Origin of the sequence: Carboxylicivirga caseinilyticus, assembly GCF_050589785.1 — a bacterium.
GTDB classification, from domain to species: Bacteria; Bacteroidota; Bacteroidia; order Bacteroidales; family Marinilabiliaceae; genus Carboxylicivirga; species Carboxylicivirga caseinilyticus.
Genome location: NZ_JBNGOX010000003.1, coordinates 16051 through 37000, shown reverse-complemented (window position 1 = coordinate 37000; position 20950 = coordinate 16051). Strand labels below are relative to the sequence as shown.

At 38.5% G+C, this 20950-nt stretch carries 13 protein-coding genes; 3 read left to right on the top strand and 10 right to left on the bottom strand.

Annotation, left to right across the window (positions count from 1 at the left end; all coding sequences use genetic code 11):
• The first annotated feature begins 21 nt into the window (after positions 1 to 21).
• From ACRD62_RS02130 to ACRD62_RS02120, 3 genes are all read left to right on the top strand, one after another.
• Positions 22 to 828 (top strand): SDR family oxidoreductase, encoded by an 807-nt coding sequence (locus ACRD62_RS02130; protein WP_430818470.1) that lies wholly within the window; start codon positions 22 to 24, stop codon positions 826 to 828.
• Between the two features lie 135 nt (positions 829 to 963).
• The gene (uxuA, locus tag ACRD62_RS02125) at positions 964 to 2166 is read left to right on the top strand and encodes a mannonate dehydratase (RefSeq protein ID WP_430818469.1); all 1203 of its coding nucleotides are present in this window, start codon (positions 964 to 966) and stop codon (positions 2164 to 2166) included.
• A 10-nt stretch (positions 2167 to 2176) separates the two neighbouring features.
• Entirely contained in the window at positions 2177 to 4102 is a 1926-nt protein-coding gene (locus tag ACRD62_RS02120; protein ID WP_430818468.1) for a sialate O-acetylesterase, read from the top strand.
• Positions 4103 to 4179: 77 nt separating this feature from the next.
• On the opposite strand, the gene ACRD62_RS02115 is transcribed toward ACRD62_RS02120, so the two are convergent.
• The 10 genes from ACRD62_RS02115 to ACRD62_RS02070 all read right to left on the bottom strand — a co-directional run bounded on the left by ACRD62_RS02115 (position 4180) and on the right by ACRD62_RS02070 (position 20920).
• Complete coding sequence (locus ACRD62_RS02115; protein ID WP_430818467.1) at positions 4180 to 5640, bottom strand: MFS transporter; 1461 nt, start codon at positions 5638 to 5640, stop codon at positions 4180 to 4182.
• Between the two features lie 295 nt (positions 5641 to 5935).
• Positions 5936 to 8119: an endo-1,4-beta-xylanase gene (locus ACRD62_RS02110; protein WP_430818466.1), complete on the bottom strand. Its 2184-nt coding sequence runs from the start codon at positions 8117 to 8119 to the stop codon at positions 5936 to 5938.
• A gap of 50 nt (positions 8120 to 8169) precedes the next feature.
• Positions 8170 to 9582 carry a glycan-binding surface protein gene (locus ACRD62_RS02105; protein WP_430818465.1) on the bottom strand — a complete coding sequence of 471 codons (1413 nt, stop codon included), beginning with the start codon at positions 9580 to 9582 and terminating at the stop codon, positions 8170 to 8172.
• A 28-nt stretch (positions 9583 to 9610) separates the two neighbouring features.
• Positions 9611 to 11242, bottom strand: coding sequence for a RagB/SusD family nutrient uptake outer membrane protein (locus ACRD62_RS02100; protein ID WP_430818464.1), 1632 nt, complete (start codon positions 11240 to 11242; stop codon positions 9611 to 9613).
• A 19-nt stretch (positions 11243 to 11261) separates the two neighbouring features.
• Positions 11262 to 14420, bottom strand: a complete 3159-nt coding sequence (locus tag ACRD62_RS02095) for a SusC/RagA family TonB-linked outer membrane protein (RefSeq protein ID WP_430818463.1) — start codon at positions 14418 to 14420, stop codon at positions 11262 to 11264.
• A 157-nt stretch (positions 14421 to 14577) separates the two neighbouring features.
• Positions 14578 to 15588: a T9SS type A sorting domain-containing protein gene (locus ACRD62_RS02090; RefSeq protein ID WP_430818462.1), complete on the bottom strand. Its 1011-nt coding sequence runs from the start codon at positions 15586 to 15588 to the stop codon at positions 14578 to 14580.
• A 294-nt stretch (positions 15589 to 15882) separates the two neighbouring features.
• On the bottom strand, positions 15883 to 17046 hold the full coding sequence (locus tag ACRD62_RS02085; protein ID WP_430818461.1) for an iron-containing alcohol dehydrogenase: 1164 nt from the start codon (positions 17044 to 17046) through the stop codon (positions 15883 to 15885).
• A gap of 274 nt (positions 17047 to 17320) precedes the next feature.
• Positions 17321 to 18292, bottom strand: coding sequence for a glycoside hydrolase family 43 protein (locus ACRD62_RS02080; RefSeq protein WP_430818460.1), 972 nt, complete (start codon positions 18290 to 18292; stop codon positions 17321 to 17323).
• A gap of 10 nt (positions 18293 to 18302) precedes the next feature.
• Positions 18303 to 19436 carry an endo-1,4-beta-xylanase gene (locus ACRD62_RS02075; protein ID WP_430818459.1) on the bottom strand — a complete coding sequence of 378 codons (1134 nt, stop codon included), beginning with the start codon at positions 19434 to 19436 and terminating at the stop codon, positions 18303 to 18305.
• A 14-nt stretch (positions 19437 to 19450) separates the two neighbouring features.
• On the bottom strand, positions 19451 to 20920 hold the full coding sequence (locus tag ACRD62_RS02070; protein ID WP_430818458.1) for an MFS transporter: 1470 nt from the start codon (positions 20918 to 20920) through the stop codon (positions 19451 to 19453).
• Between the last annotated feature and the right edge of the window lie 30 nt (positions 20921 to 20950).

Below are 20950 nucleotides of genomic sequence, written 5' to 3'. Positions count from 1 at the left end.
ATAACGCATAATAATAAAATCATGTTTGATCTATCAGGAAAAGTAGCAGTAGTAACAGGTGGAGGTGGTGTTTTGGGAGGAAGCATTGCCCGCAGTTTAATCGAGGCCGGTGTTAAAGTTGCCATATTAGATATACGGGAAGAAAACGTTAACAATCGGGTTGAAGAATTGAAACAGATCGGCGGCGATGTTAAAGGATTTGTTTCGAATGTTCTTGACATGGATATTCTTAAAAACACTCGTAAGGAAATATTGGATCAATGGGGACGTATTGATATTCTGATTAATACAGCAGGAGGCAATCTTCCGGGTGGTACTTTGGAGGAAAACCAGACTGTTTTTGATATGAAGATTGAAGATTTTCAGCGTGTAACCGATTTAAATTTAAATGGTACAGTTTACCCCAGCCTGGTATTTGGAAAAGCTATGGCCGATCAGGGAGAAGGAAGTATCATAACCATATCATCAATGGCTACCTATTCTGCCATCACAAGAGTTCCGGGATATTCGGTAGCCAAAACAGGTATCAATATTTTTACTCAATGGATGGCCATGGAAATGGCACTGAAATTTAATGAGAAGATAAGGGTTAATGCAATTGCACCAGGTTTCTTTATTGGTGATCAGAATCGCAGAGTTTTGATTAATCCGGATGGGACCTATACCGAACGCAGTCAAAAAGTGATTGCACGTACACCTATGAGACGATTTGGCGATATCAAAGAATTAAACGGAGCTGTTCAGTTTTTGTGTTCCGATGCTGCATCATTTATTACAGGAGTAATCCTACCTGTTGATGGAGGATTCAGTTCTTTCAGTGGTGTATAATAAAATTCACCAATCTTAATTGAAGGATAAAGCAGTAAAAATTTAATACATTTTCTGTTTAGAATTACGATTGCCTCCCGCTATACCACGATAGCTATCGTGGCGGGATAACTTAAAAACTAACAAACTAATATTATGGCACTGGAAAAAACCTGGAGATGGTTTGGCGAGAAAGATCCTATCACCCTTGACATGCTTGTTCAAATGGGTGTTGAAGGAGTTATTACAGCCTTACATCATATTCCAAACGGAGAGATATGGTCGATTGATGAGATCATGAGAGTAAAAAACCTGATTGAAAGTCATGGTTTGAGATGGAGTGTTGTTGAAAGTTTGCCGGTGAGTGAAGGCATTAAAATTTGCAATGACGATCGTGCCCGACTGATTAAAAACTATCAACAAAGTGTCCGAAATCTGGGAGCATGTGGCATCGATACCATTTGCTATAACTTTATGCCTGTGTTAGACTGGGCCCGAACAGATTTACATTATAAAATAGCAAATGGAGGCGAATCAATGTATTTCGATTTTCCCACATTTGTGGCCTTTGATGCCTTTATACTAAAACGTCCGGGAGCTGAAAAAGATTATCCTGCCGAAATAATTGAAAAAGCAAAACAGGTTTATGCCTCCATGACCACAGAGGAAGCTGAAGAGTTGGCATATAACATTATTGTTGTTACCCAGGGATTTATTGATGGAGTTATAGATGGTAGCGTACCCGATCCGAAGAAATTATTTCTTGAATTTATTGACCGTTATAAGGGATACGATAAAAACAAAATGCGTGAAAACCTGAAAGCTTTTCTGGATGATGTAATACCTGTAGCTGAAGAAGCAGGCGTTCGCCTTGCAATTCACCCAGATGATCCACCATTTCCTGTTTTAGGCTTACCCCGTATCATTGGGCAATTAGACGATTATGAATGGTTGTTTAAGGCTAACTCATCTCCTAACAATGGTGTTACTTTTTGTGCCGGGTCTCTTTCTGCACGAAAAGAAAACAATCTTGTTGAGATCATAAATCACTGTAGTGAGCGGATACATTTTGTACATTTACGTAATACTCAGCTTCTGCCTGATGGTAGTTTTTATGAATCAGGACATTTGGCAGGCAGTCAGAATATGGTTCAAATAATGACAGCTCTTTTAAAAGAACAAAAGAGAAGAGAAGGTGAAGGAAGAAAAGATACTAAAATGCCGGTTCGTCCTGATCATGGAATTAAAATACTGGATGATTACAACAACAAATACAATCCGGGTTATCCATTGATTGGAAGACTTAAAGGTTTGGCGGAGCTGGATGGTTTGATGGCTGGAATCAGCAACTTTATTTAATTTAGTTACGATGAAGAGAATCTTATTTATTGCAATTTTATATACCCTATTATTTCTGCCTGTTTCAGCTCAGATCAGGCTTCCTAAATTAATAAGTGACGGTATGGTGCTTCAGCGTGATGTTCCTATCACCCTTTGGGGATGGGCTTCACCGGATGAATCCATTAAAATTGAATTTAAAAATAAGATTCTCACTACAAATGCAGATAAAAATGGCAAATGGCAGGTAATAATGCCTGCCCAAAAGCCAGGTGGACCATTTTCAATGAAGCTAACCGGTTCCAATCAAATTATTTTAAATGATATTCTGGTTGGTGATGTTTGGTTATGTTCGGGACAATCCAACATGGAAGTATCCATCAAAAGAGTTGAGCCCAGGTTTCGTGATGAAATAAAGAAAATAAATAACACCGGAATTCGGCATTTCAGGGTTCCTTACAAATATGATTTCAACAAACAGCAATGTGACTTAACCGGTGGACAATGGAAGTCTGCTTCACCCGAGAATATTATGGATTTTTCGGCTGTTGCTTATTTCTTTGCCAATAAAATTCAACAATCAGAGCAGGTACCGATTGGAATAATAAATTCAAGTCTGGGCGGTTCGCCTGTTGAAGCATGGATAAGCGAAGAAGATCTAAAACCATTTAAAGACGCATATAAAGAACTCCAGAGATTCAAAGACTCTACCTTAATCTGTAATATTGAAGCAAGTGATAAGCAGAGAACAGATGAGTGGTTTACATCACTGGCATTAAAAGATGAAGGTAATAAGAGTGGCTGGTCAGAATTGAATGTGGATGACAATAGCTGGAAAACTACCCATATGCCCGGTTATTGGGATGAAGGAGAACTATTGAATGTAAATGGTGCAGTCTGGTATAGAAAAACATTCCAACTTTCTCCTCAATCGGCAAACCAACCGGCTGAATTGGATATGGGTAGAATTGTTGATGCAGATTCGGTGTTTGTAAATGGTCGTTTTGTGGGTACTACTTCATATCAATATCCACCCCGCCGTTATCAGATTCCTTCAAATATTCTTCAGGAAGGTGAAAACACAATTGTTGTTAAGGTAATCTCGCAAATTGGTCAAGGTGGATTTGTTCCTGATAAACCATATGAGATCAGAGTAAAAGAAGAAACCATTTCGTTGGAAGGTGAATGGAAATATAAGATTGGAGCTACTATGAACCCATTGGAAGGACCTACTTTTATTCGATGGAAACCGGCAGGATTATTCAATGGGATGATTTCACCACTAACCAATTATGCTATAAAAGGGGCTGTTTGGTACCAGGGAGAATCCAATGTTGATAATGCTGATCAATACGAAGAAAGATTAACAGCTATGGTTAAAAACTGGCGAAGAGTTTTTAATCATGAAGACCTGCCTTTTATTATCATTCAGCTTGCGAATTACCTCGAACCAGATAGTATTCCGAATGAAAGCAATTGGGCACAATTAAGAGAAGCTCAATTCAATGTTGCAAACAACCAAGCCAATTGTACCAGTGTAAATATCATCGATTTAGGTGAATGGAATGATATTCATCCATTAAATAAAAAAGATGTAGGTTATAGGGTTGCTCTTGCTGCTGAAAAGATTGCTTATCAAAAAGAAGTGATTTCTTCAGGTCCGGTGATAGATGGGTATCAACTTAATGGATCAAAGGTTGAATTGAGCTTTAAGAATATTGCCAACGGACTCTCAATAAAAAAGGGTGATAAGCTAGAAGGATTTTCGATTCGCGATAAAAATGGAAGTCTGATTTGGGCTAATGCGGAAATTACTGAAGATAAAGTTATTATCTGGCATGAAAATGTTACTCATCCGGTTGAAGTAAGATATGCATGGGCCAACAATCCGGATAAAGCTAATCTTTATAATTCAGCAGGATTACCAGCTGTTCCTTTTAGGATTATTATCAAATAAAAGGAGCCAGCTATTAACTGACTCCTTCAACTAATCCCAACACAACCACTAATGTGGTTACTATCATTATTTAAAACCTACTTTTCATTATTTCTTCGTTGAACCAATTCCTGTTCAATCTGCACCTCCATTGACTTATTTATCTTGTAAAAGAACAGGAGGATAACACCAATTAAGAATGGAATTGCAGCAAATACACTAATCAACATTTTTGATCCAGTGGAAACAGTTTCGGGCTGAATCAATTCATTACCCAAGCATGATGCTGCATTTACATATCCGTACAATCCTAAAATCCATGCTACCAATGCCCCACCAATCGATAATCCTGCTTTTAGGCCCATCATCATGGCTGAAAAAATAATTGCTGTGGCCCTTCTGTTATTCTTCCACTCTGAGTAATCAGCCACATCAGCAATCATTGCCCATAATAAGGGAGTGGTAATACCATAGAAAAATCCATGAAAAACCTGTGAAATAAACATCCAGCCAACTCCTTTAGGTGGAAATAAAACAAAGGCAAGGATGAACAAAGTTGAAATAAACAAGGATATTCCAAATACATCTCTTTTTCCAAACCTGTCGGCTAATCTCTTTGAAAAGGCTATTCCAATCAGCATAAAAATTATGCCTCCGGCATTAAAAAGTCCAAAGCCTGCTGATGTTGGATCAGAACCAAAGAAATTCATTCCCACACTATCAAAAAAATGGAGAATAGGACTTATGAAAGACGCCAAGGCAACTTCATCAACATAGTAATTGAAATAATAAACATACGAACCACCTTTCATAGCCAGTGTTACAAACACCAAAACAGTCAGGATAAGCATAATGATCCATGGCCTGTTTTTTACCAAATCGGATAGATCATTTTTTAATGAAGATTCCTGTTCTGATGAAGGAACGATTCTTTCTTTGGTAGTAAAAAATGTAATTAACAACATGATGGTACCTACAATAGCCATCCAGGTAATTACCTGCTCAATTCCGGCAGCTTTATCACCACCTCCGGCATATTCAATGATGGGCAGCATAAAAACCTGAACAAAAAACTGGGCGAACATAACCGCTACAAAACGAATTGAAGAGATACTGTTTCTTTCAGCCATGTCACCTGTAATCACTCCACTTAGTGCTGAATATGGAAGGTTACTGCTGGCATATAATAGGAGCAACAAGGTATAAGTTACTGCTGCATAAATCAATTTACCTTTGTAAGCAAAATCAGGGGTACTGAATGCCAACAGTGCCATTACACCAAGAGGCACAGACGAATATAAGATCCAAGGCCTAAACTTGCCCCATCTGGATCTTGTTCTGTCGGCCAAGACACCAATTACAGGATTAAAAGAGAAGGCAGCCACCAAGCCAACAATCAGCATAATCAGCGAGGCATCATTATTCTCCAGTCCATAAATATCAGTGTAAAAAAAGGCCAGATAAGTGATTAAGGTTTGAAAAACCAGATTGGCAGCCAGGTCACCTAAGCTATACCCAATCTTCTCGCCTAACGAAATCTTTTGTGATGCGGTACTCATATTATATGCTTCTTATTGTGCTTTTTAATTTGCTCTTGACTCTACATGGTTAAAGTGATTCATCTCTAATTATGAATTAATTCATAATCATATCTATCAGCTATATTCAAAAGGAAGGCAAAGGATTATCGCCGGGGTATTCTCCTGGGGTATGTATCCAATACGATTTAGCTTTGTATTATTCTACAATGGAAAAATTTTTGCGACTTTCCTTTGCCTGTTTCTATCTGATCTGATTTTTCAAATGCTCATCATTAAAGCTGCCGACAATAATGCCGGCAGCATAACAGTGATACTAATAATCTAATGCACCTGAAAAATCTTCACTTACATCTTTTCCTGCCAATCCATCCGCTGCTCCTTTATAAGCATGCTTGCGATTGTAATTTGCATCCCACAGGTTTGGCGACTCCTCTGGTAACCAGTATTCATGTTCCTGTTCGCTATCTGAGATACCCCAGATGGTGATGCCATAACGCTGTGCTTCCGGAATATATTGCATAAACATATCAATCACGTATTGATACATCTCAGCCTGTGCAGCTAACTGTTCAGCTGTTGGGTTCTTGGTTCCCAAACGAACATCCAACTCCGAAACCTTAATCAACTTGCCCGAAGCCGCCAACTTCTCAAACATACCTGCTATCATATCCTTATCTGTATCAGCAGAGATATGCATCTGGGTGCCAATTCCATCAACCTGCGCTCCCTGTTGTTCGATATACTGAACATAGCTGATTAAACCATCCAACTTGGTATGGTTCGTCTCCAGGTTATAGTCGTTGATAAACAATACATCGGTTGCGTTACCATACTGACGAGCCAGGTTGAATGCCTTCACAGCATAATCTTTACCCATATATTTTTGCCAGTAAAATTCATCAGCGGCCGGATCAGAAACATTACCATCCCTTACTTCACCACTTTCACGCATAGGTTCGTTTACAACATCCCAGGCAAATATTCCATCTTTATAATGACCTACCATTTGCGATATCCAGCTTGTCATTGAATCCTCAATAATCTGAGCTTTTTCCTCATCTGTTTTTTCAATGATTGTGGGTCCGGAAGTCCCTGTTGATCCATCGGTTAGAACGATATCATCGATGTAATATGTTGCTGCTGTTTCACCAAAGTCGATTACAAACTTAGTACGATCAGCTGTTGTTGGAGTCATTTTCAGTGAAACCTGCGACCATGCAGCGCCAACACTTATACCTCCATAATAATTGGCACTGTAATCATCGCTTTGCAACTGTAGTTGAATTGCAGCTGCAGTTGAAGCCTTTATCATAAATGTACAGGTGTATTCTTTATCTTGCTCCAGTGCCGAATCAAACCAGTATACCTGTTGTGCACTCCACAAATTAGCTGCCGATGGATTGGTTAAAACCATACAATATCCTGTTCCGCCAAAACCTTCGCCTTCAGCTGACACTTCACGGGTGGAGCTATTTCCCCAACCTCCCCATGGATCAAGTGTTGCTGATTCAAAATCTCCATTTGAAATAAAGTTAACCTCTTCAACCGGAGCGTCAAGATCTGTTACTTTAACATTATCAACATCAATATAATAGGTAACACCTGGCAGATAACCTAAATCGAAAGCTATTTTGAAAGAAACATCATTAAAATCATTGACAGTGATTTTAACCTGTTGCCATTGTGTTGATGTTTCGAAAGCTTCGGTCCAGCTGCCACCCGTTGCATACCAGTCTTTCCAAGGATAATTATTAACTAAACCGCTGAATGATAATCTTCCTTTTCCTGCCTGATCTGATTTAATAAAGAAAGATATTTCATAATTATGGCCTGAAACAACAGGTATATCAGGAGTTATCAATTGAAGATTCCAAGGATTGGAAGCAGTGGCTGATGCAATTAATTGTACAGCTTTTGCCTCTGATGATAAACCAGCACCCTCAACTACTGTAATTCCATCACTCACATTTGCAAGATTCCATCCTGCAAATGTTCCATCCTGCAAACCTGAAATATCCAGCGAATTTGAACCTCCCGAACCTGGAATAACAGTTGGAGCAATTAAACCATTGAGGTAACTGGCATTCTGATTTGAGTGCCAAACCAATGTATGCCCAAACACACTTAATCCGGCTTCCTGTGTTTTTGCCATAAAGGCATCGGCAGCTTCAAACTCAACTTCTCCCTTTGAATTCACCATCGGACCATGTTTCATGGCATAGCCAACTGTGAGTTCATCAAAGTTTTCCTCTGCCAGTGTGCGATAGGTATCATCAGTCATATATAATTCCATTCCGACACCAACACCTAAAGTGATATCTGTATAAGTCTTAAGAGCATCGTAGCGGCTAATTTTTTCAGCCAACTTTAAAGGAAGCTCATCAATCGTAACATCGCCATGAGTGGGATCATCGTACCACTCCATCTTCTGATCATCACATGATGAAAAAAGAAGTGAAGACAGGGCGAATATGGATAGTATTTTTTTATAATTCATTTTTCTATTTTTTGAACAAACCATTTTATCTGGCTTTTTCTGTTGTTCTTCTATTCCTCATCCGGAAAATCACTGTACGTTGGAGTTAGTAAGGAAACCACTCTCCAATTGTCAGTATACACATTAACCGATGTAGCTGAAGAAGGAAATTCTATCTCACTATCTGCTTCATCTCCTGAAAGCTGTCCTAAGTTGAAATCAGAGTTTTCGAAATAGAATCCAAAGTTCTTCCAACTGGCACTTTCTCTGACAGCCAGTAGATCTTCGAAAGTCCAGTCTTTCTGATTTGCTTCCTCTAATCGATCATTATCAAAACCATAGAATTTTGTAAAAGGAATTGTTACCGTTAACCATCCATCCGATTTTACACTAACAGCTTCACCTTCAATTACCCATGGAACATAATTATAGCAATACCCTGACCATTCGCCACCGTTAAATCCATTTACCAGGCAAATTTTCAGATATCCTGATCCACCCCATTCTTCCGGCACAAAAATGTCGAACTGAAATCCTACTGCATCCAACGGAGTTTCTGCCGGAATGTATGATGTTAGCTGTCCACGCCAGTCGTCCACATCATTCCCTGCGGTCCATACTTCTGTACAGCGATTTTTACCCGCTTCAAATCCTAACAGTCTCGATGGTCGATGAGGCACATAGGTGCCCTGTGAAATATTATAATTCCCAACAGAAGTTGATTCCAAATCATCCGCATTAATCATACTGCCGGTTTCGCTCCAACTCCAGAATCCCTGTGATCCGTTACCATCAAAATCAAGGATAACACCAGGTTTGAAATTAAAAAAGGCCGGTGAATAAGCTCCTCCATTGGCACATTCAATCATCAAAGAACCGCCTTCATCGGATACTCCTTCAGGAACTATAACCGTGAAGAACTCTCCTTCATCATCAGAGTAAATACCCGATGTAACTTCCACTCCTCCCGGAAAAACTACCCGTGACACTTCCAATAATCCGGTTCCGTAAACTGTAATTGGTTCTCCTGCCAATGGAAGTGTATTTGAGATATAAATAATAGTTGGAGCCGCTGCCCTGATTTCAAAATCAATAGAGGTCTCACTTCCATCATTCATCAAACGAATGGTATTTCTTTCCTCGGGATCAGCTTCTATTATTGGAGTACTGCGTGAAACACTTACCAACATAGAATTATCTGATACCATTACCGGATTAAAATAGGTTGATATCCCGTTAATGTATACTTTTTTTACATCCGTAAAACCAGATCCTTCGATACGTATCAGCTGGCCTAATCGGGCAAACTCCACTTCCCTGTCGGGCACTGATGATGAGGCATCCTGTAAATATATTTTACTGATGGAGATCGGACCACTGTAAGTTGACTCTTCTTCGCATGAGGTGAATAACAGCATGAGTGCTGCCACACCAACGAATGCTAAAGCGATCCAACGATTTATATTTAGTTTTTTATTCTTCATATCAAATGATGTTTTCAATTCTAGCAGTTTAGAATAAGTCAGTAATTCTTTCTTCGGTAAACACATACGGTACCGGATCAGCTTTTAACAATGGATTCTGCACCACTTCCGATTCGGGATAAGGCAATAAGAATACAGAAGCATCTATGGTGCCAATGGATCGAGAACCTCTGTCGCGTTCGGAATCTTCCGTTACTGTATTGGTTGCTGTATTATACAGAATTGGCACAATGGTACCGCGATCCTGACCTATAATATAATTGATAACCTCTTGTTGCTGATAATACGAACGACGAACCAAATCATACCAGTACTGACCTTCCATACAGAGTTCAACCCTTCTTTCATGAATGATATCATCGTAACTAATTAAGCTCTTAGTATCAACTCCGGCGCGAATTCGAAGCTGATTGAAATAAAACAAAGCAACTTCATCGTCTGTACTTTCATTATTTCCCAAAACCGCTTCGGCATAATTAAGATATACTTCTCCCAAACGCAACATATAGGTATTTAAGGCTGAGTTCATTCGTGATATATTTGAATTATCCTTGGTTGAACCCACAACCCCTTTCTTAACATTTAAAGCTTGCTCGGTTTTCTCGTAAGTATATCCTCCATTGGCAACACTTATTTCAGGATAGTAATCACCATAACCCATCCAGGTTGCTTTACGACGAACATCAGATGTTTCGTACTCCAACAGAATATCATACGATGCTCTTGTCCAGTAACCCCAGGCTGCATCATCACCGGTTATTTCCGATCCGGCAGCAAAATAAGCCTGCTGCGTATTGGTATAACCGTAATCGCCATTTGGAACCCATTGCAAGGCAAACATCGATTCTGAATTATTATTATTCTCAATCTTAAATAATTCTGCGTAATCCTCCATCAATTCATAAGGTCCGTCAGCAAGAACTTTTGCAGCTGCCATTTTAGCTAGCTCCAGATAATCAGCATCACGGGTTCCGCTATTCGGATTATCGCTATATCCGGCATACGATAAATAAATGCGTGACAACATTCCGTATGCACTATAAGAAGTCAAACGTCCTGCCTGTCCCACTGCTGCCGGTAAATATTTAGCGGCATATTCCAGATCACGCATTACAAATTCATAAACATCATCCAGTGGATTGGTGTTGACAATGGGATTGGCAACCAGATCATCAGGATTTTCGCAAAGGATTACATCACCCCATAACGAAGCCAGATACCAGTATGCTGTACCTCTCATAAAGCGGGCTTCAGCAATGTATTTCGATTTAACTTCTTCTTCTACAGTGCTGGATGTAATACCAATGATTACCTTATTTGATTGTTGAATAACATTATAAAACGATTGCCAGGCCGAAACCAGTGGTCCAGTTAATCCAGTCTCTGTTAAATCAGAAAAAGGATAGATATAATCGGAATAAGGAGCATAAAGATTATACGATCTTCCATCCCCCAGTCCGTAATAGAACTTATCGTTAAAATCGAACCATACAACATTGTATAATGCAGCTGTAGCAGCTTTAAAGTCCTCTTCCGACTGGTAAAAATTCTCTTGTGTAATTAAATCATTGGGTTGCACTTCCAGAAAATCCTCACAGCTTGTTCCCAACAACGAAAACACTACCAGCAGTATTGAATATATGATATTTTTGCTTTTCATAGTCTTATCTTATTTTCTGTTAGAATGTTACATTAACCCCGAAAGTATAAATACGCGGAGACGGATATCGTGCATTATCAATACCTGTTAATAATGCGTTTTGATTCATCGAGCCAATTTCCGGATCGTAGCCTGAATATTTTGTGAAAGTGTACACATTCTGAAGGTTGGTATAAACTTTCATACTCTCGATACCAATTTTAGAAAGCAGACTAGCTGGCAGGTTGTAGGCTAATGAAATATTCTGAATACGCAGGTAGGATCCGTCTTCAACAAACTTATCGCTGTAACGATAGTTAGATGTAGAAGATGCAGATGATGCTCCGATACGTGGCATATAAGGATCGCCGCCTACAATCTGAACATTTCGGTAATCATTGGGTCCGGCCGGATCAATTAAAGCCAGTTGAGCATATCCCAGGGCATCCGTTGACAGGTTAGTATTCTCTCTTGGATTCTCTAACCAACGACGCTGATAATTTACCACATCGTTACCGTACGATCCGGTTAAAAAGATATTTAAATCAAATCCTTTATAGCTGAATGTATTACCAACACCAAAAATAAACTTAGGCTCAGGATTTCCAATATAAGTGCGGTCTTCTTCATTAATCACTCCGTCATCGTTAACATCCTCAAAAATATAATCGCCAATCCACACACTGTTTTCTCCAATCTCCATATCTTCAGGCAAAGCGGTAGGCACAATGTTACCCGAAGCATCTTTATAATAGAAATCTGTCGCGCTCTCAAAACGTCCAATCACTTTATAACCGTAATATTGTCCGATTGGCTGACCAACAGCTGTTCGGGTAACAATGGTAGTTTCAGATCCCTGACTGATTGTTTCATCCAGAATACTGGTTTCGGTATTCAACGACAACACTTTATTTCGGTTCATTGAATAAACAAAGTTGGATCTCCACATAAAACCACGGGTATCAACGTTTACTGTATTTAAGGTTAGTTCAATACCTTTATTTTCAAGTGATCCGATATTAACCCAGGGTGGTGATGTTGATCCTTGTCCTGAGGTACCAACATAAGCAGGTAAAGTTAGTTCCAGCAACAGGTTTTCTGTTTTCTTATAATAAGCATCAGCAATAAACTCAATTCGGTTCTGAAACAGATTGATATCAAAACCAACATTGCTCGAATAAGTCGTTTCCCATTCCAGTTCAGGGTTGGCTGTATTTAATGCTCTAAGGGAAGTTCCCCAGTTGGCAGTGGCTCCTGAAGTGTATGTTGAAGTATAAGCATAAGCTGTTCCTGGAATATTTTCGTTACCTACAGTACCCCAGCCTAAGCGAAGCTTCAGATTATTGATGACATTGTTATCCTGTAAAAAGCTTTCGTTTGATACTTTCCAGGCAAATGCTGCTGATGGAAACAATCCCCATCGATTATCTTCATGAAATTTAGACGATCCATCATAACGGAGAGTAGATGTAAGCAGATATTTATCATTGAACGAATAGAACAATCGCCCGAAGTAAGAAAAGATAGAAGAAGTATTACTACTATTGCCGTTTCTGGCTGTTGTAGCATCTCCCATATTCAAATCCGTTGAACTGTTAGTCAGATAGCCAGAGCGATAGCCATATAAATACTCCCAATGAGATTCCTGCATTTCCTGACCCAACATCACATTCAAATTATGAATTCCGAATTCCTTATTATAAGTTGCAATGTTTCTCCAGGTCCAGAATTTACTGTATGACTTCGATCGTGAGCCTTCTCTTACTTCATTTGTAATAGCACCAAAAGTATAGGATGGATTGAATGTGTAAGTATTACCCACTCCGTAATCAAAGGCATATTCAGTTTTAATTTTCAACCCTTCAATGATTTCAGCCTCAGCATATGTGTTTCCACGAATATTCATACTTTCATTACGGTTATCCTTAATCATTGCCAAACCAACAGGGTTGTTTTGTACGTATTCATCCGTATCAGGACCGTCAAACGAACCATCAGCATTACGAACTGCCACATTAGGAGTCTGTTTTAAGGCTGTCATAATCAGGTTATCATCCGAAACGGTAGTATTTTGTTTTGAGTTACTAAAAGCGAAATTGATTCCTACCTTCAGGTAGTCTTTCACTTGCGAATCAAATGTTCCTCTTAGGTTTAACCGTTCAAAGCCTGAGCCAATGGCAATACCATCCTGATCGAGATAACCGGCACCCAAGGCATAAGTACTTTTTTCTGTACCACCTGATACAGACAAGTTATGACTTTGCATCATTGCCAGTGTAAATAATTCTTCCTGCCAGTCGGTACCGGCACCCAGTAAATCAGGACGAACAAAATTATTATCCCATTGCACAATACCCATTTCAGCACGGGTATTTTTGTGAATTGCGTATTGCTGCAGATTTAATAATGAGAGTTTCTTTGGCATTTCCTGCCAACCCATATATCCATCGTAGCTTATTCGGGCATCTCCTTTTTCACCTTTTCTGGTTGTAATAATTATTACTCCATTGGCAGCTCTGGAACCATAAATTGCTGTTGCTGAAGCATCTTTTAAGATATCCATCGATACGATATCTGCCGGATTGATTGAAGACAATGCATTGGAAGCACTCGATCCTGTATTACCATCGATTATTACCCCGTCAATTACAATGATAGGTTCGTTTGAACCGTTTAAAGAACTGATTCCCCGAATTCTGATGGAAGAACCTCCTCCAGGCGCACCACTATTTTGTTGAACCTGCACACCAGCAGCACGTCCTTGCAGTACTTGTTCAGGAGAAGTAGTTACTGTTTTTTCAATAGCATCACTTGCCACCGATACAACCGAACCGGTTAGGTCTGTTCTTTTCATCTGGCCATATCCTACTACCACCACCTCACCAATCTTGGCCATGTCGTCTCGCAAAATAACATCAATTTTAGTCTGATCTGTTACTGTTATTGTCTGAGAAATAAACCCAATAAAATTAAATGTAAGCTGACTTCCAACCGGAACAGTTAAACCATAATTACCATCCATATCTGTTATTGTTCCTTGTGATGTGCCTAATATTACAATATTCACGCCAGGTAACGGTCCTCCCCCGGAATCAGTCACCTTACCCTTAACTGTAATATTTTGTGCCCATAACGGCACAGAAATGATCAGGAAAAGCATCAATAGAAATCTTCTCCTTCGTCCATAGATTATTTTCATAAATATTTAGATTTAAAAACAGATTTGTCTAAAATGTCAATAGCAACACATCATGCAAACCGTTTGCTTTAGTTGCTTGCTGCAAGGGAATAACAGATCAAAAGGCTGCCGATCTGATTTATTATCAGCAGCCTTTTGCACTATGAAACTTAAATGGTTAGTTTTTAATAAACTTAATCGTCCTATTGTCAGTTTTTATGAAATAAATACCTTTTGCTAAATCAGAAACATCCGTTTGAGATTTACTGTCACTTAAGATTTCGCTTTTTACCAATGCACCTGTTACGCTGTATATCATCAGGGTTTTACCGGGTGCAACCCCATCAATGGTTAACATATCTTTTACAGGATTTGGGTAAAGATTAATTCCTTTAGCATCCTTGCTTTTTATGTTTGTAGCAGCGGAAATGGTTACATCATATTTTGTACTGATTCCTATCCAGGCCCAGTTCTCGCCAGATACACCCACTTCAATCACATATCTTTCCCCGGAAGCCAAATCTGTTGATAAAGGAAAATCACCTGGTACCTGAAGATCAAACTGCTCATTAATGTAACCCGTAGCAGGTTGACCGTCAAAATTCTCAACCCAATGTCCAATCTTATCAGCTACATAGGTATAACCGTTATAAATTGACAATGCTACTTTCAGACAATATTTTGAATCAGTTTCTGCTCTGTATCTGTAATTTAATGTTATTGTTTCTCCTTGTTCAATAGTACTTGGCGGATCAGCTGTTAATTCAGCCCATGTATAAGGATTGGTTGTTTCGGCTATTGTCATAACATTTCCGTTATAAGAACCCACTGAATAATCACCAAATTCCAACACAAACAAATAATTAATACCATCATCCAGATCATTTGAATTTAATCGTTGAGGCAGGTTAATTGATATATCCGTTTCAACATCAGTACCGGCAGTAATGGAAACTTCATTATTAACCCACGCCCATTGGGTGCCCCAATCTACACTTGTACCATCACTTGTAGAAGAATAAATGGAATAAATAAGACTACGATCTACATCAGATGTATACTTAATAGAAACCGTAAGACTTTCTCCGGCAGTACCATTTGGAATATTGGTAACGTTTAAATAGTTATCTGCCATTAATTGTGCAGTAGAAATTACTGCCAAAGCAACAATTAGTAAAAGTTTTTTCATAAAGATAGATTTTTAGGATTTAATAATGTTGATCAATAAGTTTTCACTCAAACAAACCAACTCACCTAAATTACTATCAGAATGAGTTTTACACTTTTCTGTTCGTTACAAAATTTTTAATGCAGGTAACAATTAACAAAATGTACATATTCTATTATCATTTTGATACCAACAGCAAAACCAAGGTAACACAAACTAAAAAATGGGATTGAAAGTATCGAAATCAGACATAAAAAAAGGCGATAGATTTAAATAAAAACCTATCGCCGATGTATTAATGATTTTAATAAGTCGCTACAATCGCATTTTTAATATTTGCCTTACATTATCGATGGTTAAATCACCCTTTTCACCAAGCGCATTAACACCTCTTTGTTCAAATCTATTGCAAATTTCATCAACTGTTGCTTCTGTTATGCCATATTCAGATCCACGGGTTTTGATTCCTAAAGATTCGAAAAAGTCAACAGTCTTTTGAATAGTTGTGTTAACTTTCACTTCTTCTGTTCCGTTGGTAACATTCCACACGTTCGCCCCATATTGCAAAAGCTTATCTTTTTTATTTTGCAGCATCACCTGCATTACCCCGGGTAATACAATAGCTAAGGTTCGTGCATGATCAATACCATGAAGAGCTGTCAACTCATGACCAATCATATGCGTACTCCAGTCCTGAGGTACTCCTGTAGAAATTAATCCATTCAGAGCCATGGTGGCTGCCCACATAAAATTAGCCGCTGCTTCGTAATCCGAACTATCATTCATTACTTTAGGACCTTCTTCGATTAAAGTACAAAGTATACTTTCGGCAAAACGATCCTGAATAGGTGCATTGACCGGGTAAGTCAGATACTGCTCCATCACATGAACAAAAGCATCCACAATACCATTGGCAACCTGTCGTTCGGGTAAAGAAGAAATAACTGTGGGATCCAACACTGAAAATTTAGGCATTACCAAAGGGGTACCGAACCCTAACTTGTCTTTTGTTTCACTTCTGGTTATTACTGAGTTTCCATTCATTTCGCTACCTGTGGCAGGAAGTGTTAATACAGCACCAATTGGCAGTGGATTGGTTATACTTTTTATATCACCTTTCGAAAGAATATTCCATGGATCACCATTTGGATAATGAACAGCCGCTGAAACAAATTTTGTTCCATCTAAAACCGATCCACCTCCAACAGCCAGCAAAAAGTCGATTCCCTTTTCTCTTACAATCTCCACTGCTTTCATGAGTGTTTCGTAGTGAGGATTGGGCTCTATTCCACTAAATTCAATGACTTCATAATCTTTTAATTGCTCCTGCACTTTTTCATATACCCCATTTTTTTTGATACTTCCTCCGCCGTAAAGTATCATTACTTTCGAACCAACCGGAATCTCATCTTTAAAATTGGATGACTCACCTTTTCCGAAAAGGATTTTCACCGGATTATGGAAATGAAAATTATTCATGACTTAACTGTTTTAGTTTACTCTCAAAGATACATTAAATTGATGTATGATGTGAGATGTTCAAATGTATGATATTTGATTAAGTACCGAAGATGGAAGCAATTAATCTATCAGGCATATCGATTATCAATCGAAAATAGCAATAAGATAATGTTGATCCGGATAATTCGAGTTGTTCTGTATCATATTTACATTTCCGAAATAAGCTAATAACCTTATAATTAACTACTAACTACTGACTACTAGCTACTGACTACTGATTATATACTATTGCCTAATTATGTATCCCTTCTATGGTTTTTATGCTACCATCTTCATTATATTCCAACTCAACCACTTTCAAACTGCGCAACCAGGTTTTTCCATTTGAAGGAACGCAATCATGATGATATAAATACCACTTTCCTTTGAATTCAACAATTGAATGATGTGTGGTCCAACCTACCACGGGTGTCAGAATAACTCCCTGATAGGTGAAAGGTCCGTAAGGATTATCACCTGTAGCATAACACAATAAATGAGTATCTCCGGTTGAATATGAAAAATAATATTTGCCATTATAATAATGCATCCACGAAGCTTCAAAGAATCTTCGATCATGATCGCCAGCCTTAAGCCGTTCTCCATTTTCATCCAGTATAACCAAATCTTTTGGTTCTTCGGCAAATTCCAGCATATCATCAGCCAGTTTCACAACCTTTGCACACAAAGCAGGCTCCTCATCAGCAGGTTCTGCCCCGCACTCCTTTGCTTTATTATCACGATAGCGTTGCAGCTGACCGCCCCATAACCCACCAAAATACATGTAATAATCTCCGTTTCCATTATCAAACACGCATGGATCGATACTGTAACTTCCTAACATCGGATGACTTTTGGGAATGAAAGGACCTTCGGGTGTATCACTAACAGCCACACCAATATGAAATATGTCGTTTTTATCTTTGACTGGAAAATACATATAATATTTTCCATTTTTACAGGCCACATCAGTATCCCACATCTGACGACCAGCCCAGGGCACGTCTTTAACATCAAGTACTTTACCATGATCGGTAACCGGACCATCAATATCATCCATCGAAAAAACATGATAATCGCGCATATCAAAATGATCGCCATTATCATTTTCGGGGATGCCCGATTCAATATCGTGTGAGGGATAAATATAAATTTTTCCATTAAAAACATGAACTGCAGGATCTGCAGTGTGCATATGATCAACCAGATATCTAGGATTCTTCATTTTTTATGAATTAATTATTTTGACTTGCTACTTCTTTGATTATTTCATTTACAATTGTTTTGGGTTGATAATTTCGATCGAACAACAATGGGTAATCAGTTCGTCCTTTTATAGGCCAGTCGTTTTTCCATGTGTCATTATCTGTCACACCCCAAAGAGTCACGCGAGATATCTTATCCTGATGCTTGATAAACAATTTGAAGAAATCAAGATATCGTTGCTTAAATTGCGCTTCAATTGAATCCGTCATGCCATTTTTAAATGGATCCATACTTTCGCGATAAGCAAAACGATCAGCAACATTGGCTCCCATTGTTTCATAAGGTGATGGCAGTACCGATAGGTCAAGTTCTGTTATCATTACCTTTACACCTAATCCTGCGAAAAAGGTAACTGCATCCTCAAATTCAGTAATTGACGGATAATTCAACCCATAGTGAGCCTGCATACCAACAGCATCTATTCTTATTCCCTCGTTTTGAAGTGATTTTACCAATCGCTCAACACCTTGCTGGCGTCCTTTATGAAACATCGAATAATCGTTGTAATACAACTCCGCTTCCGGATCTGCTTCATGAGCAAACTGAAAAGCCAGTTTGATATAGTCTTCACCAATAATGGTATAAAACATACTCTCGCGCCACGAGCCATCGTCATTAATGGCTTCATTCACAACATCCCAACCTTGGACTCTTCCTTTGTATCGCCCAACAACGGTGTAAATATGATTCTTCATTCGTTCAATCAGAACCTCACGGGATACATCATTCCCTTCGTCATCGATAAAGAACCAGGCCGGAGCCTGCGAGTGCCATATCAAAGTATGACCAATAATAAACATATTATTGGCTTCACCCAGTTCCACAAATTTATCGGCCTTTGTAAAATTGTATTCATCCTCTTTAGGGTGAATCACTTCACTTTTCATGCAATTCTCAGCCACAACAGAATTAAAATTCTTTTTTATCAATTCTAATCCCAAGGTATCTTTACCAAATATCTGATTGGTATTTAAAGCTGTACCTATAAAGAACTTATCTTTTAATGCATCTTTCAACCCAGGCTCTTGCTTTTGTGGCTGCGTACATGCAGAAAACAAAGTAAGTATCAAAATTAAGCCGGAATGGATTTTATTCATTTTCATATTATTGGATTTTATTATTCATCATTGAGTCTTCTTAATCTTAAATCGTTTTCTATTTGTTGCTCCATTTTTTTGTTTATCTCATAAAAGTAAAGACTTATAACACCAATAAAGGAGGCTAAAGCCGGATATATACTTATCAACATTTTTACACCATTCTGCACCTTCATTGAATGATCCATATCTACATCATAACCATATAAAAATAAAATACCGGCTACCAAGCTTCCACCAATGCTCAAACCAACTTTAAACCCTAACGATGTTATTGAAAAAACAGTCGCCGTTGCTCTTCTTCTTGTCTTCCATTCCGAATAATCAACAACATCGGCAACCATAGCCCATAATAGAGGCATCAGTAATCCAATACTCAAACCATAAAAAGCTTGTGTAACAAAAACCAATACAATTGCCTTCGGCGAATAAAAATAATAGGCTGATAAAAACAGAGCAGAAAAGAACAGACTTATACCGAAAATATTCCTTTTCCCATACTTATCTGCCAGGCGTTTGGAAATAACAATCCCGGTTAACTTAAATAAAATACTGACTGCACTATACAAGCTAAATGCTGTAGTAGATGTATCTTCCGGCCAGTTAAAACCAATAAATCCCATAGCTTTTGACACACGATCCAGCCATTCAATAAAACCATAGAAACCCAATCCGTTAAGAAATATACTTAACTGCCCCTCATCAAGATAATAAGAAAAGTAATAAACATTTGATCCATTACGAATTCCCATTGCTACAAACAGTAGAACAATGGCAATCAACATGCTAATCCATGGTTTATTTTTAAATACATCTTTAACATCTGTTTTTATGCTGGATTTCTGTTTTGCAGAAGGAGCGATGCGTTCTTTGGTTGTGAAAAAAGCAATTAAAAACATGATACTACCAGCACATGCAAACAGAATAAAAATTTCGTGAAAACCTTGCGCTTTATCACCATCACCCATTATCAAAACCAAAGGCAGCAGTAATACCTGAATTATAAACTGAGCAACCATCACCGCCACAAAACGATAAGATGTAATGCTGTTACGTTCCGACATATTTCCGGTGATCACTCCACTCAATGAGGTGTAAGGCACATTATTGGATGCATACACTGCCATTAGCAAAATATAGGTCGACATGGCATAGATAACCTTACCTGTATCACTAAAATCTGGAGTACTAAATGCCAGAATCCCCACAACTCCCAAAGGAATAGAAGTCCAAAGCAACCAAGGCCTGAATTTCCCCCAGCGAGTACGCGTTCTGTCCGCAATTATTCCCATTAAGGGGTTGAATAAACTTCCGGTAATACCGCCCACAAAAATGATAATTGACGACCACGACGGTGAAATTTGATAAACATCTGTATAGAAAAAGGCAAGAAATGTCATTAAAGTCTGGAAAATAAGGTTGGCAGCTAAATCACCCAAACTATATCCAATTTTTTCAATCTTGCTGATTTTATCCTGATGCAGATTCATTGCTAATGTTGTTTAGGAATTATTTATACA

What these genes read in the sequence shown, in the direction of transcription:
- uxuA (WP_430818469.1), top strand. Translation starts at nt 964, where the DNA reads ATGGCACTGGAAAAAACCTGGAGATGGTTTGGCGAGAAAGATCCTATC.
- ACRD62_RS02105 (WP_430818465.1), bottom strand. Translation starts at nt 9,582, where the DNA reads ATGAAGAATAAAAAACTAAATATAAATCGTTGGATCGCTTTAGCATTC.
- ACRD62_RS02120 (WP_430818468.1), top strand. Translation starts at nt 2,177, where the DNA reads ATGAAGAGAATCTTATTTATTGCAATTTTATATACCCTATTATTTCTG.
- ACRD62_RS02070 (WP_430818458.1), bottom strand. Translation starts at nt 20,920, where the DNA reads ATGAATCTGCATCAGGATAAAATCAGCAAGATTGAAAAAATTGGATAT.
- ACRD62_RS02100 (WP_430818464.1), bottom strand. Translation starts at nt 11,242, where the DNA reads ATGAAAAGCAAAAATATCATATATTCAATACTGCTGGTAGTGTTTTCG.
- ACRD62_RS02115 (WP_430818467.1), bottom strand. Translation starts at nt 5,640, where the DNA reads ATGAGTACCGCATCACAAAAGATTTCGTTAGGCGAGAAGATTGGGTAT.
- ACRD62_RS02130 (WP_430818470.1), top strand. Translation starts at nt 22, where the DNA reads ATGTTTGATCTATCAGGAAAAGTAGCAGTAGTAACAGGTGGAGGTGGT.
- ACRD62_RS02080 (WP_430818460.1), bottom strand. Translation starts at nt 18,292, where the DNA reads ATGAAGAATCCTAGATATCTGGTTGATCATATGCACACTGCAGATCCT.
- ACRD62_RS02085 (WP_430818461.1), bottom strand. Translation starts at nt 17,046, where the DNA reads ATGAATAATTTTCATTTCCATAATCCGGTGAAAATCCTTTTCGGAAAA.
- ACRD62_RS02075 (WP_430818459.1), bottom strand. Translation starts at nt 19,436, where the DNA reads ATGAAAATGAATAAAATCCATTCCGGCTTAATTTTGATACTTACTTTG.
- ACRD62_RS02110 (WP_430818466.1), bottom strand. Translation starts at nt 8,119, where the DNA reads ATGAATTATAAAAAAATACTATCCATATTCGCCCTGTCTTCACTTCTT.
- ACRD62_RS02090 (WP_430818462.1), bottom strand. Translation starts at nt 15,588, where the DNA reads ATGAAAAAACTTTTACTAATTGTTGCTTTGGCAGTAATTTCTACTGCA.
- ACRD62_RS02095 (WP_430818463.1), bottom strand. Translation starts at nt 14,420, where the DNA reads ATGAAAATAATCTATGGACGAAGGAGAAGATTTCTATTGATGCTTTTC.